We start from the raw sequence: 17,411 nt of genomic DNA on the forward strand, positions 1-17,411 counted from the left end.
TGCAATTAAAATTCATGCACTCCTCTTCAATAAAAAATATAATTTGATCATATGAAAAAGATTTACAGTCTGATTACCGGAACCGGAAGTTATGTTCCGTCCAAAATTGTAAAAAACGACGATTTTCTGAACTATAATTTCCTGGAATCGACGGGTGAAAAAATCGACAGGGCAAACCGTGAAATAGTGGATAAATTTGAAGAGATCACTACCATTTCCGAACGGAGGTATGCCGAAGATCACCAGGTGACGTCCGATTTGGCCCTGATTGCTGCTGAGCAGGCCATCAAGTCTGCAGGAATTGACAAAGAGGAGCTGGATTATCTGATTTTTGCACACAATTTCGGAGAAACCCTGCCAAACGATACCCGTATCGATATATTGCCCACGCTTGCTTCGCGTGTAAAAGCAAAACTGGGCATCAAGAGCCCCCATGCCATTGCATACGATATTCTCTATGGATGTCCTGGTTGGGTACAGGCCCTGATTCAGTCAGATTACTATATCCGTTCGGGTGACGCAAAAAAGGTGCTGGTTATCGGTGCAGATATCCTGTCGAGAATTGCAGATCCGCACGACCGAGACAGCATGATATATGCTGATGGTGCAGGTGCTGCGATAGTCGAGGCTGTGGAGAGCGATACACCTGTGGGAATTATCGGACATAATTCACAGAGTGATGCGATCGGGTATGTAAACCTGCTCCATATGGGGTATTCCTATAACAGGGAACTGGCCGAAAAAAAGGATCTCTACTTGAAAATGAACGGTCGCCGTCTCTACCAGTATGCACTGGAGAATGTGCCCAAGGCGATCAAGTCGGCCCTTGACAAGCTGAAACTGCATGTGAACGATGTTAAGAAGGTGTTGATTCATCAGGCGAATGGGAAGATGGATGACGCTATCCTGAAGCGACTCTTCAATCTTTATGGTGTCCATGATATTCCGGAGTCGGTGATGCCCATGACGATTTCGTGGCTGGGAAATTCTTCGGTTGCCACAGTTCCGACACTACTGGATATGGTGATGAAAGGGGAGATGAAAGGTCATAGCATCACCTCTGGCGATAACTTGGTGCTCGCGTCGGTAGGAGCGGGGATGAATATTAACAGCGTTATCTACAGGATGCCGTAACCGCATAAGGAAGGAATAAAAAAAGGGGACCAAAAGTCCCCCTTTTTTTGTCTTGTCCGGTTATTGTAATTAATTGTAGAGCGCAAATTCATCTTTGCTGTACGCCATATTTTTCAATGCGGTGAAAAGAAAATAGGGAATAACCAAAAGGATAACGGCCCAAACAATATTACTTACAATCGATCCCTTTTTCATGTTGTTTACATAGAGGTACCCCAAAAAACCCTCTATTACCAATATTAACCCGATCAGGAGGTTTGTGTTGTTGGTCGTTCCGTTAAAAAAAGGAATCGCCAAAGTCAGCACGCCAACAATCATTACGATAACGCCTGAATACCTTGCTAATTCTTTCATGTGTGTTATAATATTATGTTTTTATTTCGTAGCGCAAATAAACACAAAATTCTACAAATAATAAAATTATTTGGATTAAAAATTAGACCAGACCCCAAAAACTTCAATCCCGACGATATTCTGTCTCGATTTATAATCAGGAATTTGTAAAAAATAACTATTTTTGCTAAAGCCTATTTGTCTAGTTTTATGAAGTTGGTTAAACGTGTAATTCTCTTTTTATATCAGTGGCTTATCTTTGCGCCCATTTTTATTGTTATCACCATGCTGACCGCATTGACGGTAATGGCTTTTGCGCCCCTTTTTGGAAGCCGGTTCTGGGGGTATGTGCCACCGAGATGGTGGTCGAGGCTGACCTGCTGGCTAGCCCTTTGCAGGATAAAAAGCCATGGACACGAACATCTTGATCCCCGCCAGTCATATGTTTTCGTAGCCAATCATCAGGGCGCTTTCGACATATTTTTGATCTATGGCTTCCTGAACCAGAATATCAAGTGGGTACAGAAGGCAAGTTTGAGGAAGATTCCGTTGGTGGGTCTGGCATCGGAGATGGCGGGACATGTTTTCGTGGATAATTCAAGTGCGGCCGCGCGGGTAAACACCATTAAAGAGGCCGAAAAAAAGATAATTAATGGCGTCTCTATCATGCTCTTTCCCGAAGGAGCCAGGACTCGTACCGGTAAGATGGGCCGTTTCAAACGGGGAGCCTATCAGATTGCGTACGACCTGAAACTGCCTATCGTTCCGTTGACGCTCAATGGTCCCTTCGACGTGATGAAACGGGGTTCTTTGCGTTTAAACCCCAACAGGCTGGAGCTGATCATCCACAAGCCCATATCTACTGAAAATCTGAGTGAAGAGGATATTCCGGCGTTGATCGAAGAGACGAGAGAGATTATCCATGCCGACTTGTGGGAGCGGTTTAAATAAAAAGAAAATGGTTGTCATCCCGACAACCAATCTCCATTGTTAACCTTAAATCTAATACCATGAAAAACACGATGCAAATATAGCGTGTTTTCTATTTGTGACCAAATGAATAGGTGGAAAAGTAAGCATACTTAACTTTATTTAATCTAAATAGGGTGACATAATCCCCTATATATAGGATTGTTTACACAATTTTGCAAAAAAAATCAGGAGTTTTTTCCCTCTCTCTAATCGTAAATTTTCTTGGCCAGAAAGTTGAGCAGACCCCAGTTGAAACGGTACCACCGCCTGGTTGATTTGGGTTTTCCTCCAAATTGGAGCAGGAAACGGGGCTTGCCCGCATTGATGTTCAGGTAACCCGAGTCCATGAAGTCGAAATACTCGTAGCCCTCCTTCTCGGCCAGTTCCATGGCCGAATAGATCGTAAAGACGGTTGGATGATAGGTTTTGTATCTTTTTTCCTTCCCCCAGAAATAGAGCACGTAGACGGTTTTCTGTTCAAACCCCAGGATGATTCCGCCAATAATCTTTTCGTTGTGACGGCTGAGCAGGATCTTCCCTTTGCCGTGTAAAACATAGCAGTTGAAAAAATTTTCGAAGTATTGGTATGGGGGGAATTTGTTAGACATTTTCCAGTTATTGGATTTGTCGATCAATTTATAGATCTCCCGCAGATTGTCGTGTGAGGTTAACTCCTCCAATACCACCCCTTTCCGCCTGGCTTTGTTAACCTGGTTCTTTCTTGTGGATGATAGCTGGTCCCAAATTTTCCGTTTCCGCTGCAACGAGTTTCTCACGTTGATCCATTTGACGGAGTAGAATCCATTCTCGCGAAATCCCTTATACCCGAAAACTGCATCGTTCAGGTTCCGGTATTCGATAAAAAACACCTTGTTTTCCACCTCTTTTACCAAAGAAGAGATCAACAGGTCAAAAACGGCTATCTTGTTCGCCTTTTCGTCGTAAAAACTGGGCTGTTGCGAGATGTAACACCTTCTGAATATCGAGCCGTACAACAGCCGGTTGATGCGCATGATCAGCGCAAACATGGCGGCTACTGGTTTCTCCCCGCAAAACACGACAAGCATCAGTGGGCGGTAGAACGAGATGTTCCTGTTCCAGTCAAACGAGGAGACGTAGTGAAAAAACTTCACGTCGTTCAGTGGGGGAATCTCTTCTTTGCGGTAATATGTTTTAACCTGGTAATTCATGGGCTGTGAATAGTACAAAAATAGGAAAAAACTTTGATAAAAGCATACGGCAACACAAATAATGAGCGATTGTACTGCCTATTTCCTCCTTATGGGAGGGGCAGCTGGAATATCACACCAGTGAAGCCGTTTTTCCGGCAGGAAATCAGGAAAAAATGGGTTGAATAAGCTACTATTTTATTAACTTTGTAGCTTATAATAAAAAGATTGAAAATATTCTGTATGTCAAAAAGAATTCTTGTTACGGGTGGAACCGGCTATATTGGTTCTCACACGGTAGTCGAGCTTCAACAGGCCGGCTACGAGGTGATTATTATCGATAATCTCTCCAATTCGAATGCAGACGTCATCGAAGGGATAGTAAGAATTACAGGTATACGGCCCGCTTTTGAGGAGTTGGACTGTATTGATCTGCCGGCCTTGCAAACGTTGTTTGAAAAGTACCCCGGCATTGACGGCATTATCCACTTTGCAGCCAGCAAGGCGGTAGGCGAATCGGTGCAAAAACCGTTGCTCTATTACCGGAACAACCTGGTCTCGCTCATTAATCTGTTGGAGCTGATGCCTCGGTACGATGTAAAAGGCATTGTTTTCTCATCATCCTGTACGGTATATGGAGAACCCGATCACAATCCCATTGACGAGAGCGCACCTATAAAGCCCGCCGAATCGCCCTATGGAAATACCAAACAGATCAACGAAGAGATTATCCGCGACTTCATCCATTCCGGTGCCCCGGTAAAAAGTATTATCCTGCGCTATTTCAACCCGATCGGAGCCCATCCGTCGGCAGAGATCGGCGAACTGCCCATCGGTGTGCCACAGAACCTGGTACCCTATATTACCCAGACCGGTATAGGTATCCGCCAACAATTGAGTGTTTTTGGCAACGACTACAATACCCCCGACGGTTCCTGTATCCGTGATTTTATCAACGTGGTGGATCTGGCAAAGGCACACGTGACGGCCGTGGAGCGTATGCTTGCCGGTAAATCTGAAGAGAAGGTTGAGATTTTCAATCTGGGTACCGGAAGAGGAGTCTCTGTCCTGGAACTGATCGAGGTATTCGAGAGAGTGTCCGGACAGAAATTGAACTACAAGATTGTCGGCCGTAGAGAAGGCGATATAGAACAGATATGGGCCAATCCGGAAAAAGCGAACAAGGTACTGGGCTGGACAGCCAAGGAGACAATCGAGGATACAGTGGCTTCGGCATGGAGATGGCAACAACGGTTGCGTGAAAGAGGTGTGATGTAGTCTCTGTGCGCAACCTGCGAACGCAATGGATCAACTCCGCATATTCTTCCCGTTTCGGGAGGAGTATGCGGCATTTCTGCCGTTAGATCATGCATCTACCTAGAAATAGTAATCTGTAATGAGGTAATAGTAGTGTTGCCTGTCGGGCCTCTCTTCAATCTCTATCTTGTTCTCACGGGCCAGCCAGCCTATAGCCGTGTACACTTCCATCTCAGTCAGTCCAGATCTTTTCATCAGTTGAGACAGATCCCATTTCTCATTGTTGTTTAATAGGTTCCAGATGATTCCGGCATTTGTTCCGATTGATCTCTTGTTCATATTGCGATATCACCCATTTCAATTGAAACAGTAACAGGCCGCAAATGTTCAACGGGAACAACCACTTTTCAAAAAAGGCGATCAGGCAAATACGACAGCCAGGTAGATATAGACTGCGGGAATGGCAATAAGCAGGCTGTCGATACGGTCGAGAATTCCGCCGTGTCCGGGAATGAGGGTGCCGGAATCCTTTACCTCGTAGGTCCGTTTGATAAGTGATTCGAACAGGTCGCCCAGGCTGCCGAAAAGTGCCGAAACAATACCGAACCCGATCCAGAACAGCAGGGTATAGTTGGTGAAGAAAGTAGATAGGGCAAAGGAGGCCAGGACCGAAAACAGTATCCCGCCAATAAAGCCTTCCACTGTTTTCCGGGGTGAAATCCTTTCGATAAACTTATGTTTCCCGAGGAGTGAACCTACCACAAAGGCTGCAGTATCATTGACCCAGATAAAGATGAAGATAGCTAGTACAAAAGCAAAATGGTAATCGTTGGAGAGGGATTGATGCTGGTACGACAGGAGCATCAGGATGGAAAGAGGCAGTGTGATGTATATCTGTCCGAAAAAGGAGTAGATTATGGCATGAAGTATATCCTTCCGGTTTATAAATATTGCCGACACAAAAAGGATAAGCAGATATATGATGGAGCTTAGGGGCAGGGCAATTCTGCAAATATTTTCCAGATAAAGATAGGCAGAGAGAAAAATAGAGAAGCCGGAGGCAATATTGATTGCTTTACTGATGGCATGAGACGTATTTTTTTCGGTCATCCGGTAAAACTCATACAGACCGATAACCAGAAATAGACCAAATACAGCAATAAAGGAATATTTACCTCCCAGGATACCCATCAAAATAACGGTAATATAGATAATTCCCGCTATTATTCGAGTGAACAGGTTTTTTGGGTTCAATGTACTCTATTTTTCGTTGTTTTCCGGTTCGTTCCCGGCCGGTTCTTCGGTTTTTGCTTCCACTTTCTCGAAATCGATTCCGTTGCCGATAAGGATATTGTACCAGCTGAGTATCTTCTTTATATCTGAAGCGTAGACCTTCTCCGTATCGTAGTTGGGCAAAACCTCCCCAAAATAACGGAAGACCTCTGCGTTGGATGATTTTGAGCCAAGCGTCGTTTTTTCCCCGTTCTCTTTTTCCTTGATCTTACGGAAAACTTCGCGCAAAGGTACATCCTCTTCGGTGGTGTAGATGGAGACATCGCTGAGAGCAACTACCTTTTCGGTAAGATAGACTGGAACCCTTTTTCCGTCGAGTAGCGACTCAACAATGTTAAGATTTTTAGTGGTGGAGATTAGTTTATATAAACCCGGTTTTCCGGAAATCGATAATACCTTTGTTAGCATACGTAATATTTTTGTTCAAACAGTATGCAAAAATACAGAGTCTCCATCAATTTTACAACAGATACCTGCAATTGTTTTATAGAAGGGGTGGTCATATTCACAAAAAAAGATGTAATTTCGCAATTGGCCGGCTCTTCACTCAGGCAAGCGGCAGAATGTAATTTGCTGTGTGGGGAGGTGATTGACCCGATTTAACTGACAAACAAACGCGATACAAATGAAGAGTAAAATAGTTGTTGCATGCCTCTGCGCTCTTTCTTTTGTGGCCTGTAACGGCGGAAAGAGTAGAGCAGAGAAAACGGATGGTGTTGAAGGTACAGTTTTATCGCCATTAACAACCGACCTGTTATTGCTGGTGGGTACCTACACCTCCGATGGAAGCAGTAAGGGAATCTATCTCTACAGTTTTGATGCAGCTACCGGGAAATCAGATTCACTGAGCGTTGCCGGTACAGATAATCCATCCTACCTCACATTGAGTCCTGACGAGAAGTTTGTTTATGCTGTCGGGGAGAATGAGGAGAGTAACAGCGCTGCGGTTGCATTTGCCCTTGACAAGAGGAGTGGGGTACTCCGCTACCTGAATGCGAGCCAAACGGGAAGTCCCGGCCCCTGCTACATTGAGATTGACGAGGCAGGTAAAAGCGTACTGACAGCAAATTACACCGGTGGGAGCATCTCCTTGTTCCGGGTAAATGAGGACGGATCACTATCGGCTGCCGATGCGGTAATCCAGTTTAAGGGCTCCGGGCCCGATACGGTTCGCCAGAAGGCCCCTCACCTGCATAGCGTCCGCTATTCGCCTGATGGAAGATTCCTGTTCGCAACGGATCTGGGTACCGATAAGATTTATCGCTATAACGCCATCGGTTCGGTTTTCGAAGGTCAGCCGGTGATCTCGCAGTCGAGCCTGAAAGAGTTTTCTGCTCCCGCCGGATCGGGACCGAGACATTTTGATTTTCATCCTTCCGGCAACTATCTTTATCTACTGGGCGAGATGTCTGGCGATGTGGTTGTTTACGATTACGATGGTGGTGAGCTCAATGAGAAGCAGGTCATTGCAACCGATTCGGTGGAAGGGCCCCGGGGAAGTGCCGATATACATGTTTCGCCGGACGGGAGATTCCTCTATGCTTCCAACCGGCTCATGGCGGACGGTATTGCCATCTTTTCGATTGACCGGGAGAACGGAACACTTACCCGCATCGGTTATCAATTAACCGGTAAACACCCCAGGAATTTTGTAATTACTCCGAATGGAAAATTTCTGCTGGCCGCCAGCCGTGATGAAAACAGGATTCAGGTCTTTGCCATCGACCCAGAGACCGGACTGCTCTCAGATACCCGGCAGGATATATATGTGGGCCGGCCGGTCTGTCTGAAATTTGCTGCCAGGTAACGGCTGTGTTAAAGAGATAAACCCTGAAAGTTCAGTAGCGACTTTCAGGGTTTATCATTGCAAGTTTTTCCAGCCTAGTTGTTGCGGCGTGGTCTCTGCCGTTGCTGCTGTTCACGTAAAGAGTCGAGCTTTTTCATCTTCTCCTTCCCTATGATCCGTTCCAGCTCTGCACGTTGCTCCTTCATCTCCTTCTCACGCAGGGCACGCATCTCTTCACGCTGTTTCTCCCTGTTTTGAGCCACTTGGCTACGCTGCTCGCGGAATTTGGCCATCTGTTCGGCCCGTTTTGCATCCTGTTTCTCCAGTAATGCTTTCACCTTTGCCGTTTGATCGGCTGTCAGCTCCAACTGCTTGGCCATCTGATCGGCCCGTTCCTTGGCACTCATTCTCATCTCCTGCCGTTGACGGCCATTGTCGTTACTCCTCTGATTTCTGGGTCTGTTCTGTGCCGAAGCCTGTAACCCGATCGCCAACATGGCAACCAACATAATCATCGCATACTTTTTCATACTTCAAACTATTTTTAAAAAGTGTAATAAATTTGTATATCCTTCGCCGGTTTGACGCTTAAAGATAGTAAAATGTTTAATAGGAAAATTGTCGATTAACGATAATTTTACTGTGATAATCGGTATTATATCAATATATTATCAAAAAAATAGGTTGTTTGTGCGATCCATTCGGATGTTCGTCGATAAAATCTACCGATTTGTCTACACACTCGACAATTTTGCGAATTTAAGTTTTTTTTGCAATATAGAGTTGCTATATGGAATCAACCGCTTTAATTTAGCGGCAAAAAACGGAACCAGTCAATAATTAATCAAAATAGTATTCATGCAAATCAGAAAATTTACGCTGTTCTTTTCTCTGTCGTTGATCTTTTGTATAACAATCAATGCACAAAAATCGGGTAATCCTCTTTTCCCGGGGTGGTATGCCGATCCTGAGGCAACGGTTTTTGGCGACAGATACTGGATCTATCCTACCTATTCGGCTCCCTACAACCAACAGGTCTTTCTGGACGCATTCTCCTCGCCCGACCTGGTAAACTGGACCAAACATCCCCGTGTTGTAGATACAACTGCAGTCAAGTGGGCAAAAATGGCCATGTGGGCACCCGCCATCGTGGAGAAGGAGGGATCATATTACCTCTTTTTCGCAGCCAACGATATTCAGAACAACGAAACTACCGGTGGTATTGGAGTGGCCGTATCTGATCGGCCCGAAGGTCCTTTCCGCGATTATTTGGGAAAGCCGTTGATCGATAAGTTTCATAACGGGGCACAGCCGATCGATCAATTTGTATTCAGGGATATTGATGGACAATATTATATGTATTATGGCGGATGGCGTCACTGTAACGTAGTGAAACTCAATGATGACTTTACCGGATTCGTCCCGTTTGACGACGGTACCCTCTTCAAGGAGATAACCCCGGAAGGGTATGTTGAGGGTTCCGTAATGTTTATCCGCAACGGGAAATACTATTTTATGTGGTCGGAAGGGGGATGGACCGGACCCGATTACCGGGTGGCCTATGGTATAGCCGACTCACCACTGGGACCATTCGAGCGGCTGGGTACCGTATTGCAGCAGGACGGCCGTATTGCAAACGGAGCCGGCCACAATTCGGTTATAAATGTACCGGGTACCGACGAGTGGTACATTGTATACCATCGTCGCCCGTTGACCGAAAGAGATGGGAATTCCCGCATGACCTGCATCGAGAAACTGGAGTTCGACGATGAGGGAAAAATCGTACCTGTTGTAATGACACACGAGGGTGTGGAGGCACGACCTTTAAAACGGTGAACATACAGCGTTAAAAGATCTCCTCTCTCGGATACTTCTCTTCGAGTTTGCTGAAAAGGTAAGAGGCGATGGTTCCTGCAACAAAGAGTACCAGGCAGAAGAGCAATGCACCTGCTGTGCTTAACCCTGCCACACTCAGCTGGTCGGGCTGAAATGCGGGCATGACAACGGTGGGAAAGATTGCCAATGATGAGCCGATAACCAGGCCGAGGATAAAGTGATACATCCCCGAGTAGTATTTCTTGAAAAGGTGTGCCGCCAGTTTCGAGAAGAGAATCACGCAGAGAGCAAATCCAACTATCAGGGGAATGATTACCGCAAAATCGAAATCTTTGATCCCGGTGGCCATTTTGTCGTACATCCCGAAGTAGATCAGGAAATTGGAGGGGCTTAGTCCGGGAACAATCAACCCCAGTCCCATCAGCAATCCCGATGCAAGCCAGGAGAGAATGTTGGGATCGACCTCAGTCAACTGTTTGCCTCCGGCGAGCATTAGGGCAAAGATTCCAACTGCAGAGAGTATCAGTACGATAAAATCGCGACTCTTGCGACCCTCTTTTCCGGCGGTTCTATAGAGTGACGGAAATGTTCCTGCTACAAATCCCACAAAGAGGCAGACAAACTGTGCAGCATATTTCCCGAATGCCTTTTCCACCACTACCGCAAAAAGTACGATACCAATCGCGGCTCCGATTGCAAACGGGAGGAAAAAAAGCAGATTTTTCAGGAACCTCTCCTTCAGGTTGGCAAGGAACCTGATCAGCGGATCGTACATGCCGACAATAACAGCCAACACGCCGCCCGATAACCCGGGCAGGATAAACCCTATCCCCACTATGATTCCTTTGATTAGCCTTATAAGCCAATCGGTTAATGGGTTCAGTCGGCGGGTCTCCATATCCCCTGATTTCATCTCCTTGTTCCTGTTATTCTCCATATTCATCTTTTTTCTGAAGGGCAAAATTACAACTATTTTTTATGAGAATTGTCGGTTACAGTAGACTTTCAGACATTGCAACAGCATTCGGATACTAATAATAGCGGTGAACGATATCGATTGCCGGCGATTTAGACAAGTCCGCGGGATTGGTCCCGGGTTTTCCCTCAGGAATCTCCAGTTGCAACCCGGCAAAATGTCGTTTCCAGTATGCCTCCGTCTCTCCGGTCTCCCTGTTTTTGAATGTCATTGCAATTGGGGGGAAAATCGGATTCTCAAGGGAATCGAGATATGAAAAGCGCACAAGTTCCGAGCAGTAATAGTCATCGTTTTCCTCATCAAATGCATAGTCATATGGTCTGCCCAGTTGATTTGCGGCCCGCTCAACGGCGCGAGGTACAAGGTATTGATATTCGGGCTTTAACCTCCCCACTGCGATCAGTGGTTTCCCTTCCACTTTTTCTGCCTTCTGCATAAATTCGTATAAAAGTGTCTGGATAACTCCTCCCGAAGGGGTAGCCTCAATAACGTAAACATCTTTTTCTACAAATCTTACAATCCCAACGTGAGAGTAGGGTATGTCGCCTTTTTTCGATGTGCTGCCCTTGATGGCCTTGGTCTGCTCCGATTGGCTTTTACCAACTACAAAAAGCAGATCACCCTCTTTCAGTTCCGAGAAGTTGCTTGAGGTATTACATGAGTGGGACAGTAGAGCCAGAGAGCAGAAAAATAGAATAATTGATCTCGTTGAAAGCATCTTTATGAATGAATTAAGTCTCGCAATGATATCTTGTTGTTGCAGTACACGGTGCGACTGCGACAAGGGATGGTTGCGAGAGATGAAAAAATCAGGGTGCAAATATAGGGGAATGTCGTCTTTACACAAAACAGATGGCTGGGATTAAAGCAAATATTTCAAAAAGACGGAAGGGGTCAACCGATTAAAATGTTGAACATTAGTTTATTAGTATTCTCTTTTTTTGTTGTTTTTGCAAAAAAGAACTTTCATCAACTTTATAAATCTTAATTTTTTTGTAACCTGGAATGATCACTTTCTTGGTTTTAGAATCGTAACTTTGTGACTCAAACCGCAAAATATACGGACTGACCGGCAATATAAAGGGGCAGAATTCTGGTTGTTGACGACGAAAAGGATATTTGCGACATATTGCAGTTCAATCTGGAGAATGAGGGGTGTGAGGTGGATCTTGCCAATTCGGCGGAAGAGGCGCTCTTGTCTCTATCTCTTCAGACGGGCTGCAAAAGTTAAATAAACAAAACTGTTTTGTAATTTAAACCAATTCTAAATAACTTTGCGGCAAAATCACAGCTTCCTGTTTACGATCAACTCGCTTTATTGACGATAAAAAAAAGAGATATGATAAACAATTGTCAATCAAGAGATGTTATTGTAACTGATCTGTATTGGTTTTACAGTGTGGGTTGATCCAACAACACAACAGAACATATATATTATGGCAAAAACAAAAAAATCAACAGCTAAACAAGAGATTCCCAAGGAGAAATTGCTGCACATGTACAAGTTGATGTGCGATATCCGTAACTTCGATGAGAAGGTCAATTACATGGTCAAGCGGGGCATGGTTCCCGGGATGACCCATTTTTCGGTGGGGGAGGAAGCTGCCAACGTGGGAGCTATTGCGGCCCTGACGGAGGGTGATCTGATTACTTCAAATCATCGCGGACATGGACAGGCCATCGCCATGGAGATAGACCTGAACGAGATGATGGCAGAAATTATGGGCAAGGCTACAGGTACCTGCAAAGGTAAAGGTGGTTCGATGCATATTGCTGACTTGGACAAGGGGAATCTGGGAGCCAACGGAATCGTGGGTGGCGGAATGGGCATGGCGATTGGCGCGGCCCTTACACAACAGATGAAGAAGACCGGAAAGATCGTGATGTGCTGTTTCGGTGACGGCGCCGTGAACGAAGGCACTTTCCACGAAACAATGAATATGGCTTCTATCTGGAAGTTGCCGGTAATCTTCTATTCCATCAATAACTTCTATGGGATCAGTACCCCGATCTCGAGTGTAATCAACGTCGATTACAATTATCAGCGCGCTTCTGCCTACGGCGTACCTGGTCATTTTATCGAAGATGGGAACGACCTGATGGCTGTCTATAACAAATTTGTTGAGTTGGTGGATTATGTACGTAATGGAAACGGACCGGTTCTGGTTGAATCACTTACCTATCGCTGGTACGGACACTCTACCTCCGATCCAGGTAAATACCGTACCAAACAGGAAGTTGACGAGTGGAAGAAAAAGGATCCGATACTGAAACAGAAGAGGTATCTGATCGATAACAACCTGGCAACCGAAGAGGAACTCAACGAGATCGACCGCAAATCGCTTGAGTCGGTTGAGGCTTCAGTGAAATTTGCGCTGGAGAGCCCTGAACCAACCCTGGAATCGGCATTTGAAGATATTTTTGCAGATTAATTAAAGGCAGCGGGCAACTGCCGTGGTATCATACCAGACCTCGTGTTGCCGACACAAAGCCCGGTGCAAATCCTATTACAAACAGAAAACATACAATACAACATACAATGAGTAGCGAAACAAAAGTAATGTCTGTAAGAGACGCCATTATTTTGGCAATGTCCGAAGAGATGCGACGAGACGAAAACGTGTTTCTTATGGGCGAAGACGTGGGTATTTTCGGTGGCGATTTTGGAACATCGGTTGGAATGCTTGAGGAGTTCGGCAAGGAGCGTGTTCGCGACACACCGATCTCTGAAAATGCTATCTCCGGTTGCGCCATCGGTGCAGCGATGACGGGCCTGCGACCTATCGTTGACGTGACTTTTATGGACTTTATTGTTTATATGATGGACAATATAGTGAATCAGGCGGCTAAAGCCCGATATATGTTTGGCGGAAAAGGACAGGTTCCTGTCGTGTTCCGCTGTGCGGCAGGATCGGGTGTGGGCGCCGCTGCGCAGCACTCGCAGTCGCTCGAGGCCTGGTTTACTCATATTCCGGGGCTAAAGGTTGTTGCTCCGGGTACACCTGCCGATGTTAAGGGAATACTTAAATCCGCTATCAGGGACAATAACACTGTTATTTTCCTTGAGTATAAAGCGCAATTCAACATGAAAGGAGAAGTACCTCTCGACCCGGAATTTACCATTCCGTTGGGTAAGGCTGACCTTAAACGGGAGGGAAAAGACGTAACTGTTGTTACGTATGGAAGAATGCTCGAACGCGTATTGCAGGCAGCCGATGAAGTGCTGGAGGCTGAAGGCGTAAGCGTTGAAGTGGTTGATTTGAGAACATTGATGCCACTTGACAAAGAGGCCATTCTTAATTCGGTGAAGAAAACCGGTCGCGTGCTGCTCGTCAACGATGCACACAAGACCGGTGGATTCATCGGTGAAATTGCCGCCATGATTGCTGAAAGCGATGCCTTTGACTTTCTGGACAACCGCATTCTGCGATTGGCGGCAGAAGACGTTCCTGTTCCTTACAACGCTAAACTCGAAGCAGCTATGCTGCCCAGTGTTGAAAGGATTAAAAAATACATCCTCAAATTGGTTAATAAAAGGTAGTTCGGCGTTGCGTTTCGAATTGCCAACGAACTACTGCTTAAGTTTATGGAAGAAAGACAATTAGTAAGGGCAACCCCTGCGGCGAGATTGCTGGCCAGACGGATGAATGTGTTGCTGACGAATGTGACCGGGACAGGTTACAAGGGACGGATTCATAAAGAGGATGTTGCCGGATGGAATTTCCAGGGCAAGACTCATGTTTCGCCGCTTGCACGTAGAATTGCCGAGGAACACAACATCGACCTGAAGGGTGTCAGGGGCACCGGACACAACGGTAAAATCATGAAGGATGATGTGCTGTTACTGATCTCCGATCCCGTACTGAAAGCACGGCTTACGCGTGATTCTTTTGCCGAGGCTACGGCAGCGCCGAAAATCCAGACTGGAATCAGCAAGCAGCTACAGATAGTACAGACCGAACCGAAGCCTGGTCAGCCGGCCAGGGTTGAAGAGGCCACAGCCTCGGAGACCGTTCCCTTGACCATGATGCGTAAAGTGATAGCCAAGCGGATGTCGGAAAGCTATTTCTCGATCCCTTCGTTTATCCAGACTTGGGAAATCGATATGACCGAACTGCTTGATCTGCGCAAACGGCTATTGGAACCGATAAAGGAGAAAACCGGCAAGAAACTGACCGTCACCGATCTGATCTCGTTTGCCGTGGTGAAGACACTGATGAAGCACAAGTATATCAATGCGAGTTTGAATAGCGAGGTTACGGAAATCACTTTCCACAACTACGTGAACCTGGGAATGGCCGTAGGGATGGATGAGGGATTGCTGGTACCGGTAGTGAAGAATGCCGACAAAATGTCGCTCAGTGAACTGGTCGTCTCGCTGAAGGATCTCACCGAACGGACTCTCAACAAGAAACTGTTGCCCGACGAGCAGACCGGCAGCACCTTTACCATCAGTAATCTGGGCATGTATGGTGTGGAGCATTTCACGGCGATCATCAATCAGCCCAATGCTGCTATCTTGAGTGTTTCATCTACAAAGGAGACGCTAGTGGTACGTAACGGGGAAGCGGTAATCCGCCCGATAATGAAGGTAAGCCTCACAAGCGATCACCGGATCATCGACGGACTGACGGCAGCCAAATTCATGACCGATCTGAAGCAATTGCTTGAGAATCCGCTCTCACTATTAATATAAAGTTGATGTCTACTCAAAACTTATAACTCACAACTCAGAACATGGCATACGAAATTATAATGCCCAAAGCCGGGATCGACATGACCGAGGGGCAAATTGTAAAATGGTTGAAGAAAGAAGGTGATCCCGTAACAGAGGGAGAGATTATCCTCGAGATCATGACCGATAAAACCAGCATGGAACTCGAAGCGGAGGCTTCGGGCGTGCTCCTCAAGATTCTTCGTCACGATGGCGAAACGGTTCCGGTAACCGAAGTTATCGGTTATATCGGCCAAGAGGGCGAGGAGATTGTCACGAGCGACCAGGAGGAAGAGAAACCGGCAGTGGAGGAAGAGACCACAGACGGATCGCTGACCCGGCTTGAGGATTCCTACAACGTGATCGTTATCGGCGGTGGCCCGGCCGGCTATGTGGCGGCAATCCGTGCAGCCCAGCTCGGCGCAAAGGTGGCCATCGTGGAAAAGAAGGAGTTTGGCGGAACCTGTCTCAACCAGGGCTGTATTCCGACGAAAGCATACCTGAAGAGCGGAGAGATCATCGAGGAGGTAGAGATGGCCGCTTCGCGGGGAATCCTCTTCGACAGCACCCACTACAAGGTAGATATGAAGAAGGTAGTGCAACACAAGAACTCGGTGGTGAAGAAATTGACCAGCGGTGTGGAGGCACTGCTCAGAAGCAACAAGGTGGAGATCTTCAAGGGTGTTGCCCGGATCAACAAAAACAAGGATGTGGTAGTGAACGGTTCTACCGTGATAAAGGGTGACAAGATCATTCTGGCAGGTGGATCCAAGGTTTCAAGAATCAACATCCCGGGTGTGGATCATCCCGGTGTGCTCTCCAGCGATGATCTGCTCTCCCTGGAGGAGCTGCCCGAAAGCCTGGCGGTGATTGGTGGTGGCGTGATCGGGATCGAGATGGCACAGGCCTTCAGTGCACTGGGAACGAAGGTAACCGTCATCGAGATGATGGACCGGATCATCCCGTCGGTAGATGTAGAAGCTTCGGCTCTGCTTACCAAACTGCTGAAGAAGAGGAATGTGAAGATCATGACCTCTACCAAGATTACGGAGATTGTCGACAAGAAAGGCAAGGTGGAGGTCCGGACCGAAGGTGGCGAATCGGTAGTAGCTGAGAAGGCGCTGGTTTCCATCGGACGTCTGCCCGATATCGAAGGAATGGGTGAAATCCAGTTCGAAATGGAGCGGGGCCGGATCAAGGTCGACAAATATATGGAGACCAGCGTGAAGGGAATTTACGCGCCGGGCGATATCAACGCCATCAAGATGTTGGCTCACGTAGCTTTCCGTATGGGCGAGGTGGCTGCCGATAACGCTGTAAAAGGGAATCACCGTGAATTGAAATTGCATTCAGCTCCATCAGTTGTCTACACCCATCCCGAAGTGGCTATGGTTGGTCTGACTGAAGAGGAGGCCCGAGAACGGTACGATATCCGTGTAGGCCGGTTCGACTTTGCAGCTAACGGACGGGCTATGGCCTCCGGCGATAACGTTGGGTTTGTAAAGGTGATTGCCGACAACAAGTATGGTGAGATCCTTGGCATTCACATCGTGGGTCCGGCAGCAGCCGAAATCATCAACCAGGCATCGTTGCTGATGGAGATGGAGATTACCGTGGATGAAGTGGTCAAAACCATTTACGGTCACCCCACCTATTCCGAAGCACTCTTCGAAGCTTGCGCCGATGTATTGGGTGAAGCCATACACAATGTAAAGAAGCAGAAATAGATTGTGCCGTTAACGGCATAAATGAAAAGGAGTTCCGGTAAAATCGGAACTCCTTTTTTTGTTTGCTATGCATGTTCATTATCTATAGGGTTAAAGTCCCGAGCGGGCTTATTTTGGCGAGAACCGTTAGTTGATGGCAAGGGTGTTACCGCGAGGTATAACCTGAAAGAAGCCTAAAACAAAAGTTGGTACTAACGAACAGAAACTGCATACT

17 protein-coding genes are annotated in these 17,411 nt (G+C 46.6%); 9 read left to right on the forward strand and 8 right to left on the reverse strand.

What is annotated here, in order from left to right; translation table 11 throughout:
* Positions 1-51 precede the first annotated feature (51 nt).
* On the forward strand, positions 52-1,134 hold the full coding sequence (locus ING2E5A_RS07085) for a 3-oxoacyl-ACP synthase III family protein (protein WP_071136815.1): 1,083 nt from the start codon (positions 52-54) through the stop codon (positions 1,132-1,134).
* A 69-nt stretch (positions 1,135-1,203) separates the two neighbouring features.
* On the opposite strand, the gene ING2E5A_RS07090 is transcribed toward ING2E5A_RS07085, so the two are convergent.
* Positions 1,204-1,488: a hypothetical protein gene (locus tag ING2E5A_RS07090; protein WP_071136816.1), complete on the reverse strand. Its 285-nt coding sequence runs from the start codon at positions 1,486-1,488 to the stop codon at positions 1,204-1,206.
* Positions 1,489-1,677: 189 nt separating this feature from the next.
* Between ING2E5A_RS07090 and ING2E5A_RS07095 the strand changes: the two genes are divergently transcribed.
* On the forward strand, positions 1,678-2,418 hold the full coding sequence (locus ING2E5A_RS07095) for a lysophospholipid acyltransferase family protein (protein WP_071136817.1): 741 nt from the start codon (positions 1,678-1,680) through the stop codon (positions 2,416-2,418).
* Positions 2,419-2,645: 227 nt separating this feature from the next.
* Here ING2E5A_RS07095 and ING2E5A_RS07100 read toward each other — a convergent pair whose 3' ends face one another.
* The gene (locus ING2E5A_RS07100; RefSeq protein ID WP_071136818.1) at positions 2,646-3,629 is read right to left on the reverse strand and encodes a GNAT family N-acetyltransferase; all 984 of its coding nucleotides are present in this window, start codon (positions 3,627-3,629) and stop codon (positions 2,646-2,648) included.
* 222 nt (positions 3,630-3,851) lie between these two features.
* Between ING2E5A_RS07100 and galE the strand changes: the two genes are divergently transcribed.
* Positions 3,852-4,886, forward strand: a complete 1,035-nt coding sequence (gene galE, locus ING2E5A_RS07105; protein WP_071136819.1) for a UDP-glucose 4-epimerase GalE — start codon at positions 3,852-3,854, stop codon at positions 4,884-4,886.
* Between the two features lie 99 nt (positions 4,887-4,985).
* On the opposite strand, the gene ING2E5A_RS07110 is transcribed toward galE, so the two are convergent.
* From ING2E5A_RS07110 to ING2E5A_RS07120, 3 genes are all read right to left on the reverse strand, one after another.
* On the reverse strand, positions 4,986-5,204 hold the full coding sequence (locus ING2E5A_RS07110) for a winged helix-turn-helix domain-containing protein (protein WP_071136820.1): 219 nt from the start codon (positions 5,202-5,204) through the stop codon (positions 4,986-4,988).
* Positions 5,205-5,285: 81 nt separating this feature from the next.
* Positions 5,286-6,119, reverse strand: a complete 834-nt coding sequence (locus ING2E5A_RS07115; protein WP_071136821.1) for a phosphatidate cytidylyltransferase — start codon at positions 6,117-6,119, stop codon at positions 5,286-5,288.
* Between the two features lie 6 nt (positions 6,120-6,125).
* Positions 6,126-6,566 (reverse strand): DUF5606 family protein, encoded by a 441-nt coding sequence (locus ING2E5A_RS07120; protein WP_071136822.1) that lies wholly within the window; start codon positions 6,564-6,566, stop codon positions 6,126-6,128.
* 217 nt (positions 6,567-6,783) lie between these two features.
* On the opposite strand from ING2E5A_RS07120, the gene ING2E5A_RS07125 reads away from it, so the two are divergent.
* Positions 6,784-7,965 (forward strand): lactonase family protein, encoded by a 1,182-nt coding sequence (locus ING2E5A_RS07125; protein WP_071136823.1) that lies wholly within the window; start codon positions 6,784-6,786, stop codon positions 7,963-7,965.
* 74 nt (positions 7,966-8,039) lie between these two features.
* On the opposite strand, the gene ING2E5A_RS07130 is transcribed toward ING2E5A_RS07125, so the two are convergent.
* Positions 8,040-8,474, reverse strand: a complete 435-nt coding sequence (locus ING2E5A_RS07130) for a hypothetical protein (RefSeq protein ID WP_071136824.1) — start codon at positions 8,472-8,474, stop codon at positions 8,040-8,042.
* Positions 8,475-8,802: 328 nt separating this feature from the next.
* Here ING2E5A_RS07130 and ING2E5A_RS07135 point away from each other — a divergent pair, with 328 nt between their 5' ends.
* Entirely contained in the window at positions 8,803-9,780 is a 978-nt protein-coding gene (locus tag ING2E5A_RS07135) for a glycoside hydrolase family 43 protein (RefSeq protein WP_083373238.1), read from the forward strand.
* Positions 9,781-9,790: 10 nt separating this feature from the next.
* On the opposite strand, the gene ING2E5A_RS07140 is transcribed toward ING2E5A_RS07135, so the two are convergent.
* Positions 9,791-10,723, reverse strand: coding sequence for a DUF368 domain-containing protein (locus ING2E5A_RS07140; protein ID WP_231960458.1), 933 nt, complete (start codon positions 10,721-10,723; stop codon positions 9,791-9,793).
* Positions 10,724-10,811: 88 nt separating this feature from the next.
* The gene (locus tag ING2E5A_RS07145; protein WP_143102503.1) at positions 10,812-11,474 is read right to left on the reverse strand and encodes a YiiX/YebB-like N1pC/P60 family cysteine hydrolase; all 663 of its coding nucleotides are present in this window, start codon (positions 11,472-11,474) and stop codon (positions 10,812-10,814) included.
* A 718-nt stretch (positions 11,475-12,192) separates the two neighbouring features.
* Between ING2E5A_RS07145 and ING2E5A_RS07150 the strand changes: the two genes are divergently transcribed.
* The 4 genes from ING2E5A_RS07150 to lpdA all read left to right on the forward strand — a co-directional run bounded on the left by ING2E5A_RS07150 (position 12,193) and on the right by lpdA (position 17,197).
* Complete coding sequence (locus ING2E5A_RS07150) at positions 12,193-13,188, forward strand: thiamine pyrophosphate-dependent dehydrogenase E1 component subunit alpha (RefSeq protein ID WP_071138250.1); 996 nt, start codon at positions 12,193-12,195, stop codon at positions 13,186-13,188.
* 107 nt (positions 13,189-13,295) lie between these two features.
* The gene (locus ING2E5A_RS07155; RefSeq protein ID WP_071136825.1) at positions 13,296-14,297 is read left to right on the forward strand and encodes an alpha-ketoacid dehydrogenase subunit beta; all 1,002 of its coding nucleotides are present in this window, start codon (positions 13,296-13,298) and stop codon (positions 14,295-14,297) included.
* A 45-nt stretch (positions 14,298-14,342) separates the two neighbouring features.
* Positions 14,343-15,452, forward strand: a complete 1,110-nt coding sequence (locus ING2E5A_RS07160; protein WP_071136826.1) for a dihydrolipoamide acetyltransferase — start codon at positions 14,343-14,345, stop codon at positions 15,450-15,452.
* A 41-nt stretch (positions 15,453-15,493) separates the two neighbouring features.
* Positions 15,494-17,197: a dihydrolipoyl dehydrogenase gene (lpdA, locus tag ING2E5A_RS07165; RefSeq protein WP_071136827.1), complete on the forward strand. Its 1,704-nt coding sequence runs from the start codon at positions 15,494-15,496 to the stop codon at positions 17,195-17,197.
* The last annotated feature ends 214 nt before the right edge of the window (positions 17,198-17,411 follow it).

The sequence above is a fragment of the Petrimonas mucosa genome (genome assembly GCF_900095795.1).
GTDB classification, from domain to species: Bacteria; Bacteroidota; Bacteroidia; order Bacteroidales; family Dysgonomonadaceae; genus Petrimonas; species Petrimonas mucosa.